At 65.1% G+C, this 9,637-nt stretch carries 9 protein-coding genes and 2 pseudogenes; 5 read left to right on the forward strand and 6 right to left on the reverse strand.

The window, feature by feature from the left end; genetic code table 11:
* Together A5712_RS07720 and A5712_RS07725 are read right to left on the reverse strand one after the other, a co-directional pair.
* Nucleotides 1-445: pseudogene (locus A5712_RS07720) on the reverse strand (MFS transporter); the annotation flags it as partial.
* 211 nt (nucleotides 446-656) lie between these two features.
* Nucleotides 657-1,052, reverse strand: a complete 396-nt coding sequence (locus tag A5712_RS07725; protein WP_156766467.1) for a hypothetical protein — start codon at nucleotides 1,050-1,052, stop codon at nucleotides 657-659.
* A gap of 79 nt (nucleotides 1,053-1,131) precedes the next feature.
* Between A5712_RS07725 and A5712_RS07730 the strand changes: the two genes are divergently transcribed.
* Entirely contained in the window at nucleotides 1,132-1,746 is a 615-nt protein-coding gene (locus tag A5712_RS07730) for a TetR/AcrR family transcriptional regulator (protein WP_068103182.1), read from the forward strand.
* On the opposite strand, the gene A5712_RS07735 is transcribed toward A5712_RS07730, so the two are convergent.
* The 3 genes and pseudogenes from A5712_RS07735 to A5712_RS07745 form a co-directional block, all read right to left on the reverse strand.
* Nucleotides 1,726-2,691, reverse strand: a complete 966-nt coding sequence (locus A5712_RS07735; protein ID WP_068103184.1) for a carbon-nitrogen hydrolase family protein — start codon at nucleotides 2,689-2,691, stop codon at nucleotides 1,726-1,728. The genes A5712_RS07730 and A5712_RS07735 overlap by 21 nt on opposite strands.
* A gap of 97 nt (nucleotides 2,692-2,788) precedes the next feature.
* Complete coding sequence (locus A5712_RS07740) at nucleotides 2,789-3,691, reverse strand: YgcG family protein (RefSeq protein WP_068103186.1); 903 nt, start codon at nucleotides 3,689-3,691, stop codon at nucleotides 2,789-2,791.
* Nucleotides 3,692-3,834: 143 nt separating this feature from the next.
* Nucleotides 3,835-4,090: pseudogene (locus A5712_RS07745) on the reverse strand (hypothetical protein); the annotation flags it as partial.
* A gap of 543 nt (nucleotides 4,091-4,633) precedes the next feature.
* Between A5712_RS07745 and A5712_RS07750 the strand changes: the two are divergent.
* The 4 genes from A5712_RS07750 (at nucleotide 4,634) to A5712_RS07765 (ending at nucleotide 8,645) form a co-directional block, all read left to right on the forward strand.
* Complete coding sequence (locus A5712_RS07750) at nucleotides 4,634-5,326, forward strand: TetR/AcrR family transcriptional regulator (protein ID WP_082973333.1); 693 nt, start codon at nucleotides 4,634-4,636, stop codon at nucleotides 5,324-5,326.
* A gap of 61 nt (nucleotides 5,327-5,387) precedes the next feature.
* A complete protein-coding gene (locus A5712_RS07755) occupies nucleotides 5,388-6,539 on the forward strand; it encodes an acetyl-CoA C-acetyltransferase (protein ID WP_068103190.1) in 1,152 nt (383 codons plus the stop codon).
* Between the two features lie 3 nt (nucleotides 6,540-6,542).
* Complete coding sequence (locus tag A5712_RS07760; RefSeq protein WP_068103200.1) at nucleotides 6,543-7,721, forward strand: acyl-CoA dehydrogenase family protein; 1,179 nt, start codon at nucleotides 6,543-6,545, stop codon at nucleotides 7,719-7,721.
* 270 nt (nucleotides 7,722-7,991) lie between these two features.
* The gene (locus tag A5712_RS07765; RefSeq protein WP_068103202.1) at nucleotides 7,992-8,645 is read left to right on the forward strand and encodes a TetR/AcrR family transcriptional regulator; all 654 of its coding nucleotides are present in this window, start codon (nucleotides 7,992-7,994) and stop codon (nucleotides 8,643-8,645) included.
* On the opposite strand, the gene A5712_RS07770 is transcribed toward A5712_RS07765, so the two are convergent.
* Nucleotides 8,642-9,637: amine oxidase (locus A5712_RS07770; RefSeq protein ID WP_068103205.1), on the reverse strand; the 996-nt coding region annotated here is incomplete at its 5' end. The two genes, A5712_RS07765 and A5712_RS07770, sit on opposite strands and share 4 nt — an antisense overlap.

A 9,637-nucleotide genomic window follows, 5' to 3' on the forward strand; every position in this document is an offset into this window, starting at 1 on the left:
TGTTGGTCATCGACGACGCGAAGTTGCCCCCGCCCAGCCCGGCGACCGCCGCCACGACCATGAACGTGGTGTAGGACGTGTGCGGGTGGGCCATGAAATACAGCGTCAACGCCGTAGGGATCACGAGCACCATCGCGGAGAACACGGTCCAGTTGCGCCCGCCGAACGTTGCGGTCGCGAACGTGTACGGCAGACGCAGGATCGCTCCGACCAGCGTCGGCATCGCGACCAGAAAGAACTTTCCGGCGGCGTCGATGTGGTAGACGCTCTGGGGCATGAATAGGACCATCACCGACCAGATCGACCAGACCGAAAACCCGACGTGCTCGGCGAAGATGGACCAGATCAGGTTGCGGCGGGCGATCTTCGCTCCGCCGTTGTTCCAGGCGTCGACGTCTTCGGCGTCCCAGTCATCGATCGTGTGTTGGCGCGTCATTAGCGGCATGCGAGCACCGTAGGAAAGTGTTGTTGCGGCAAGGCTTGCCCGCGATGACCTACTTGCTACAAGCCACTCACAAACCCGCACTTGGGCCCTGTGAGGTAGCTGGCGGATCGACCCGTGACACTGCGGAATTTGCGGGTCCCGGCCGCGGTGGACCGAGGCGAAATAACAAGCGGTGCAAGGACAATGACCAAAATTATCGTGGGCCTCGCTGTCAGCGACGCGACGGCTGCCGGTCTGTGCTGCGCCGGCGTCCCAGCAACACGCAGAACAAGGCGAGCCCCGCCAGCAGCGGGTGAACGATGCGGTCGCGTGCGTCTACCGGCACCACGCCCATCAGGTCCGTGCCATGAAATGCCTCAAACCCGGTCGCCGCGGCATAGACGAGTCCAACCGCCAGGGCAGCCGCGGAGGCGGCTCGGGGGTACGAGATTCCGACCGCGAGCACGACGACCATCGCCAGCTGCCAGACCGATCGCCAGCCGTCTCCGGGCACGTTGAAACTGGCCCCCGCCACGAGTGTTGAGGTGGCGCGCACGCCGAGAAATACCCCAACGACCAGGCAATACCAGCGCGGGGCGCTCGCCGTGCCCGTCCAACCTGAGCTCATCGGAAGCTCCCCTCAGTCCCTTTACTGCCACAGCGGCAGTAACGGATTTGACTATACTGCCAGCGTGGCAGTAACGGGAGTGGCAAGTGGTCGGGACTCCAGCCCCCCGCGACGGCGTCGTCGCGCTCCCGCGGAGGCTCGCCGCGAAATCCTCGAGGCCGCGGCCGCGTTGCTGGCGGAGCAGCCCGCTCACGCGGTCAGCGTGGCGGCGATCATGGATCGAACCACGCTGTCGCGCAAGTCCTTTTATGTCTATTTCCGCGACCGCGCCGAACTGATCGGCGCACTGGTGCGGCCCCTGCGGGTCGAGGCGGACGCGGCCCTGGCTCAATGGCGCCAGGCTGAGGATTTGCTCGCGGCCGGGCGTGAGGCGTTGCTGAGCGCCGCGCAAACCTACCGCCGGCACGGGGCGATTCTGCGTGCGGTGTTCTGGTCGTCGGGCACTGATCCCGAGGTGGCCGCAGCCCGCTCGGCGCTGATCGACCCGGTGATCGACGTCGCCGAGGCGATCATTAACGGCGCGGGCAGCGGGCTTGCCGATCCTCGCGCGGTCGCGACGGCGCTGGTGACCATGAACGTTCACCGGCTGCTGACGTTGACGCCCGACACCTCCGACGGGGAAATGCATGCGCTCGTGGACACATTGGCCACGATCTGGGAACGTGCGCTTTATTCAACCAAGGGTCAGCCGTGAACTATCGGCCCGAATCGATTCGTGGGCGACATGACGGCGGTAGTAGCGCCTGCCGTGCAGCCGCTGGTAGTTCCACGCGGCGGTCGGCAGGGCTCCGCGGCGGTGCAGCCAAAAGCTTCCCGGCGGTTGCGCTTTCGGCGCGAAGCGGCCGGCTTCGATATCGGCGACGACGATCCCCGCGCCCTGGTCCTTGTCAAGGCTGGCGAGCACCGCACCGTCGGCGCCGACAATCATGGTTCCACCCTCGAAGTGGCCGCTGTAATCGATTGGCAGCCATGGCATCCGGCATCGCAGGGCGCCGGCGTGCGCGGCATGGAGCACCGGCGCACCGATGTAGCCGGCGAAGGATTGGGCCGCGCGCCGGGCGGTTGCGGCGTTGCGGGTTTCCATCCGGCGGAAAAGCGCCGAGGGGTGCCAGCGGGGAACCGACCACCAGCCCGACCCCGTCATGGCCAGGTCGATGCGGCCGCGGAGCCGGTGCACCGTCTGCGTGCGCATGAGCTCCCAGCACACGGCGGCCCCCACCGTAAGGTCGCCGGCCGGGATCACGCCGTCGTCATGGCCGCCGACGTAGAACGCGTTCTCCCACATGGTGGGCATGTCCTTGTCGTGGCGGCCCACCATTCCCTCCGCCGTCACCAACAAGTAGGCGTTGCGTACGTGCCCGTCGGTGTCCCTGGCCAAGAGCGACCCGCCGATCATGGCGCCGTGGCGCCGAGCCAGGCCCAGCAGCAGCTCGGTGGCCTGGCCATCTGGCGGTAACGCGGCATCGGCGAGTTCCGGCACAAAGCCGATGCCGGTGGTGAAGAACTCCGGCAAGGCGATCACTGTTGCACCGGCGGCTGCTGCTTCGTTGACCAGCTGTTCGACGGCAGCAAGGTTGGCGTCGACGTCGGCGAGGACGGCGTCTAACTGAACAGCGGCAGCGCGCAGGGTTATGCCCATAGATCGATGGTGTACCGACAGCGATATGTCAGCAAGGACAGTGTCATGACGATTCAGGCCATCTGGCCGCAGCCGTCGCCGATGGTGATCCGACCGGTTAGCGCGTCGACGCTCGCCGCCGTGGCGGGCGATGCGCCGCCTGCACGTCGGCGTTAGCCAGCGTCTGCGCCTGAGCGGCCAGCGTCGACGCCCTGTTGGCATGTGCGATCGCGTCGGGTTCGTTCGTCGTTTCCTTGCCATGCGCCGCTTGCAAATGCCGTTGCGCCTCTTCCAACCGGCGCTGCGCCTCGGTACCGATGCTCTGGCGATGCCTGCCCACGTAATCGGTGATCTGGCGCATCCTGGCGTCCGCGGTGGACAAGGCTTGCGCCAACGAGCGCGCTTCGATGCTCGCCTGCCCGTCGCCGGCGTCGACCCGCTGCACCGCGCGCCGGCGCCGACGACGGCGATAGAGCACGAGAACCACCACGATGACGATCAAAGCGACGATGACGCCGATCGCGATCAGCAGCCAGATTCGTTTCGACGAGCTTGGCGCTTTGTTCAGCCCGTCAGCCGCGGCGACGGCGGCTCCGCGCCAGTCTTTGGCGTTCACCGCCGGTTCAATCTTGTTGCTGCGCAGGCTGTTTAACTCGGCCGCCGTCAGGCCTTCCAAGTTCGGCGGCGCGGTGAACGCGTACAGCTTGGTGTTCGTTGCCACGGCCAACAGGGCGTCGTAATCGCCCATCGCGCTCGCGCTGCGGGTTCGGTCGGCCCAGTTCTCGGGTTTGAACCTGGAGAAGTTGTCGACGTAGACCACCCACAGTTGAATGTGCCGGTCGTGGTACAGCCGGTCGATCGCCGTGCTGACCGCCGCCCGGTCCGAGTCCGTCAGCGCCCCGGTGTTGTCGGTGATGTGATCGGTGAGCTTGGACGGCGGTTGCGCGTCCGCGGGCGTCGCCCACAGCAGGCTCGCCGTGAGGATCGTCAGGACCACACCGAACAGGCGAAGGACGCGCATAGGGGTAATCTATGCCGTCGATTCATGGTCGGGCGACGGGCCTCAGGAGCCAATGCAGATCACGGTGCAACTAGGAAGTTGATCGCCGGCCCCGGGTCGGCTGAGGTCGACCAAGGGCCCCTGTGCCAGCCGATCGGCGGATTGCAAACCGTGCACGTTGAGCCGCAGTCCCGGCCCCAGCCCCTCCGAGTTCTCCAGATCCGGGTCGCCGAGCGGCGGTGCCGAGCCGGTCAGCGAAGGCAGGTCCACCGGAACCACGCCGGTGGCATACGCCGCGGCCCGGCCCAGCCCATTTTGGGCATAGGACATCGAGTTGTTGTAGCGCAAGATCGCCGCCATCACCTGGGACGGCTCTCGCAAGTTCAGGCCGCCGCTGGACAGATACCTCAACCTTGATAGCCGTACCCATGCGAATATTCCGCCCTTGAAGGCGCACCTACGCCGTTGACGTCCGTGTGAGATGTGCTGATCGCATTTCCCGCTGCAGTGCCGCTGACAAGAAGGCGACCGGAATCCCGCAGCCATGCGCAGCTACCGGCGCCGTCGCAGAATCCGTTGTCGGCCCGGGCCTGAGCCGCGTTCCACACGCACAGGCCGAATACAACGAGGAGGACGGCGCGCAGGACGGTTCTTCTTCGGGCCCTCATCCTGCACTCCAAGACATGCGTCACCCGCGCGCCGGACCCGACTGAAACGCCCGTCACCCAAGTCCGCCCTGCGGCCAATCCAATGCGATATTCATGAACTCCCCCGGGTCGAGCGACGCAGATCGGCGCGGCTCGATGTGATCGCCGACACTACCCAGTTTTTAACTGAGATTCAATAAGCAGGCTTCCGATAGACGAGCCGGTGTACCTCGTCGCGGATTGGTCCCTGACGACTCCGACGCCCGCTTTCGCACCGAGAGGGGGCCGCGGACCGCCCCTACGATATCCTTTAACCGTGCCTATAAAATCTGCCGAGAGTTCCAAAAGCACAGCTACGACCGATAACGAATCCAAGTCCGCTCGCACGCGAGCTCGCATCCTCGATGCGGCCGCGCACGTCCTGAGCGCGAAAGGGTTTGCCGGGACCAGACTCTCGGATGTGGCCGAACACGCCGAGATACAGGCACCGGCGATTTACTACTATTTCGCATCCCGAGAAGAACTGATCGAAGAGGTCATGTACTGCGGCGTCGCCGAACTGCGCAAACACGTACAGGAGGCCCTCAACGATCTGCCGCCGGAAACCTCGCCGCTGGATCGGATCATGACCGCGGTCGAGGCCCACCTGCGGCATGAGCTCGAGATCTCCGACTACGCCACCGCCTCGATCCGCAACTCCGGACAGATCCCCCAGCACCTACGCACCCGACAGCTCAAAGAGGAAACCAGCTATGGACGGGTGTGGCGCCGACTGTTCGAGAATGCGCTGGCCGACGGGGAGATCCGAGCCGACCTCGACCCACGCTACGCGCAGCTGTTGGTCCTCGGAGCGCTGAACTGGGCGGCCGAGTGGCGCGACCCACGGCGCGACTCCGTCGACGGCATTGTCTCCAACGCCCAATCCCTCGTCCGCAACGGCCTGTCCGCGCGTCCCGAATCTCGCGCCCGCGGAACCAGGAAGGCGCGCACAACGGCTACCAGACGCTGACACCAACCCCCACGTCGGAGTCGGGTGGCTCAGCTTTTTGATTCTGTGTTAAATTCTTCGGGTGGCTGAAGCTTATATTGTTGATGCGGTCCGTACGGCGGTCGGCAAGCGCGGCGGTGGATTCGCCGAGGAGCACCCGGCCGACATGGCCGCCAGCGTCATTCGGGCCGTCGTCAATCGACACGACCTGGATCCCGAAGCTATCGACGACGTGATCCTCGGTTGCCTGGACAACATCGGTTCGCAGGCGGGAGATATCGCGCGCACGGCGGCGCTAGCGGCCGGCCTGCCCGAGTCGGTCCCCGGGGTGACGATCGATCGACAGTGCGGATCAGCGCAGCAGGCAGTACATTTCGCGGCGCAGGCCGTGATGAGCGGCACTTCCGACCTGATCGTCGCGGGCGGAGTCCAAAAGATGAGCCAGTACCCGATTTTGAGTGCGTTCGCCGCGGGGGAGCCTTTTGGGGCCGGCGATCCGTGGACTGGATGCCGCGGCTGGGAGGCCCGCTACGGCACGCAGGAGATCTCCCAGTTCCGCGGGGCGGAGATGATCGCCAGCCGGTGGAACCTCGCCCGAGAGGACAATGAGAACTTCGCGCTGAGCAGCCACCAGCGCGCCCTGGCCGCAATCGCCGAAGGCCGATTCGAGCGCGAAATCATCGCTCACGCGGATGTCACCGTGGACGAGGGGCCGCGACCGGACACCTCGTTAGAAAAGATGGCCAAGCTGCCCACCCTGGTCGAGGGTGGGGTATTGACCGCTGCGGTGGCCAGCCAAATCTCCGACGGGGCCGCGGCAATGCTGATTGCATCGCAGGACGCGGTCGATCGCTTCGGGTTGACACCGCGCGCGCGGATCCATCACATGTCGGTGCGCGGCGCCGATCCCGTGATCATGTTGACCGCCCCTATCCCGGCCACCCGGCACGCGCTCAAACGAACCGGGCTGTCGATCGACGACATCGACCTGGTGGAAATCAATGAGGCATTCGCGCCGGTAGTACTCGCCTGGCAGGCGGAGCTAGAAGCCGACCCTGCGCGCGTCAACGTCAACGGCGGGGCAATAGCTCTGGGGCACCCGATCGGGTGCACCGGTGCGCGCTTGATGACCTCGCTGCTGCACGAGCTGGAACGCACCGGCGGCCGTTACGGCCTGCAGACCATGTGCGAGGGCGGTGGGCAGGCCAACGTCACGATCATCGAGAGGCTCTGACCGGTGCGCCGGGCGCTCTATGGCCCCGACCACGAGGCATACCGAGAGACGGTTCGGGAGTTCCTGGCTCGCGAAGTGGTTCCGCACCAACACGAGTGGGATCACAACCATCGGATCGACCGCGAAGTGTTCGCCCACGCCGCCAAGGCGGGAATCTACGCGCTCGAGATCGACGAGCGCTATGGCGGTGCCGGCGAACACGACTACCGCTACCGGATGGTGGTTTGCGAGGAGATCGCAAAGGTCAACGCGCTGTCGTTCGGCCTGACCGTCAGCCTGCAGGACGACCTGGTGCTGCACTACCTCCTGGATCTCACCAACGAGGAGCAGAAACAGCGATGGCTGCCTGGCATCGCCTCCGGCCAACTGATCGGTGCCCTCGCAATGACCGAACCGGGAGCCGGCAGTGATCTCAGGGGGATCCGCACCAGCGCCCGACGCGACGGCGACAGATGGATCCTCAACGGCCAGAAGACGTTCATTTCCAGTGGCCTCATGGCCGACCTCGTCGTCGTCGCCGCACGCACCGACCAGGAGGGCGGATCACACGGGTTCAGCTTGTTCGTCGTCGAGCGCGACACACCGGGATTCCGGCGCGGGCGCCAACTCGACAAGATCGGGCTGCCTGGGCAAGATACGGCCGAATTGTTCTTCGATGACGCAGCGGTTCCGGCTGAGAACCTCTTGGGAGAAGAAGGCCGTGGCCTGCAGTATCTGATGAGCCACCTGCCGCGCGAGAGACTTGGCGTCACCGCTCAGGCGATCGCGACCACGCGCGCGATCTTCGGCCAGACGGTCGAGTACTGCCAGCAGCGCAACGCATTCGGCCAGCCGCTAACCGCGCTGCAACACATTCGTTTCGAGCTCGCCGAGATGGCCACAGAGCTCGACATCACCGAGGCATACGTCGACAAATCGGTTGAGGCATTCAACGCGGGCGAACTCTCCCCCGTCGATGCCGCGAAGGGCAAGTGGTATGTCAGCGAGCTCCAGCGCCGGATCCTGGATCGCTGCCTGCAACTTCACGGAGGCTACGGATATATGGTCGAATACCCGGTTGCCCGAGCGTATCTCGACACCCGCGCTCAAACGATCTACGGCGGCACGACGGAGATCATGAAGGAGCTCATCGGCCGGGAGATAGCCGGCTCGAACCCGACTTCCGCCCGCAATCAATATTGATCAAAGACTTTAATTTAATATACATTAGTGGCGTGCGCCGCCATTCCAAGTCTTGCCGTGGCGGGGTGTCCCTATCCCCCGCCCCGGCATGTTTCATCGGAACCGTCGCCGCGTCCTAGCAAGCTACTTAACTTGTAATAAAATCCCTACTGTTGGTCCCCTTCATATGGGCTTGCGCTGCGCCGGTGCCAGCGCTGCCGCATCGAATGCTGAATAGAAATATTGCCGGCAGGCTGCGTCGTCGCCCGATTTACTGGCTAGAATCGGCCAATGGCAAGGCGGACCGATCCGGTTTCTGTGATGGGTCCGGCCTCGGCCGACACCGTCGAGTCGAAATCGGCCCAGACGAGACGGCGGATCCTCGACGCGGCGGCCCACGTACTCAGCGCTAAGGGGTACGCGGGATTGCGCCTCAATGACGTCGCGGCGCACGCCGAATTGCAGGCGCCGGCCATCTATTACTACTACCCGTCGCGCGATGACCTCATCGAAGAGGTCATGTGGGCCGGCATCGCCGACATGCGCGAACATGTGATCGCAATGCTCGACGGCCTGCCCGCCGACGCCTCTCCCCTAGATCGCCTGCTCGCCGCGGTCGAGGCGCATCTGCGACACGAGCTCGCGATATCCGACTACACGACCGCGGCCATCCGCAATGCCGGCCAAGTGCCGCCGCGGATTCGACAGCGCCAGCTTCTCGAGGAGCAGCGTTACGGCGAGGTGTGGCGACGACTGATCAACGACATGGCGCGATCGGGTCAACTGCGTGCCGACCTCGACTTGTACCTGGCGCAGATGTTGGTCTTGGGCGCCCTGAACTGGGCGGTCGAGTGGTGGGACCCCCGGCGCGGTCCCCTGGAAACGGTGGTCGCCAACGCCCAGTCGTTCGTTCGGCACGGATTGGCCGAATCCACAATCGCCTAGCGCGCGATAATTTTGTCCACCACCAGCGCCGCTGTCTCCGCGCACGCCGTCGTCCCCCCGTTGGCGTATTCCTTGACCGCGTCCCCCACATTCCACAGGCCCGCGAACGGGGTGTCGTGCGGCAGGTCGAAGCCCGCCACCGCGCGTTGGGGCGGCCAGTCGTCGCGAGTGACCGCGATGCTCAATATCCGTGCCCGCTCATCGAATCCGTCGATGTTGTCGCGCAGGTCCTCGAGCAGTAACTCGGTTTCGACGGCCTCGTCGAAGTCGCCAATCGACGGCTTGGGCACCGCCGTCCCGACGTAGAGGTGCCACCCTGGCGGCGCCATCTCCGGGCAGGTATCGGTGAAATTCGCGATGTAAGCCAGCCGCCGCGAGGTAGCGAAGCTGAGCATGCCCGGAACGTCGACGAGGCGGCTGCGGCTCGCGAAGTTCACCGAGATCATCGCAGTCGGACGATCACCTTTTTTGACCATGTCCTGGTAATCGGTGGGCACCTTGTCCTCACCGAGAAGCTTCACGGTGGCGGCGGGCCCCACGTCGCTCACCACGACCGGTGCTGCGACACTTACCTTTTCACCGTCGCGGATCACCTCCACCCCGGTGACCCCACCGCCGTCGGAGACGATCCTGGTGGCCGCGGTCGATAGCCACACCTCACCACCGCGCGACTCGACGACACCGGCCAGGCCACGCCACAGCCCGATGGTGCCCTCGGGGTGAAAGCCGAACCGCTTGAACGCGCTCTTGCGGGTGAAGTAGGTGAGAAACACCCGCGCGGGCAGATCCTCGGAGCCGACAGCAAAGATCGAGGCGCACATGTTGCGAAAGATGCCATGCACGCGTTCGTTCTTGGTATAGCGAGAAACCCACTCGGCGGTGCTGATCTGGTCCTCGGGCAGCCCGGAGTCGTTGCGGGCGGCGGGTGGGGGTTCCTGCTGAGCAAGCTCACCCGTCAGGGCGCAAAACTGGTCGCCGGCATCGGAGCCGCG

This window comes from Mycobacterium sp. E2327 (assembly GCF_001672675.1).
Classification (GTDB): domain Bacteria; phylum Actinomycetota; class Actinomycetes; order Mycobacteriales; family Mycobacteriaceae; genus Mycobacterium.

Excerpts from the sequence above, each read along its gene's own strand:
- A5712_RS07735 (WP_068103184.1), bottom strand. The coding sequence starts at position 2,691 with ATGGGCATAACCCTGCGCGCTGCCGCTGTTCAGTTAGACGCCGTCCTC.
- A5712_RS07740 (WP_068103186.1), bottom strand. The coding sequence starts at position 3,691 with ATGCGCGTCCTTCGCCTGTTCGGTGTGGTCCTGACGATCCTCACGGCG.
- A5712_RS07765 (WP_068103202.1), top strand. The coding sequence starts at position 7,992 with ATGGCAAGGCGGACCGATCCGGTTTCTGTGATGGGTCCGGCCTCGGCC.
- A5712_RS07725 (WP_156766467.1), bottom strand. The coding sequence starts at position 1,052 with ATGAGCTCAGGTTGGACGGGCACGGCGAGCGCCCCGCGCTGGTATTGC.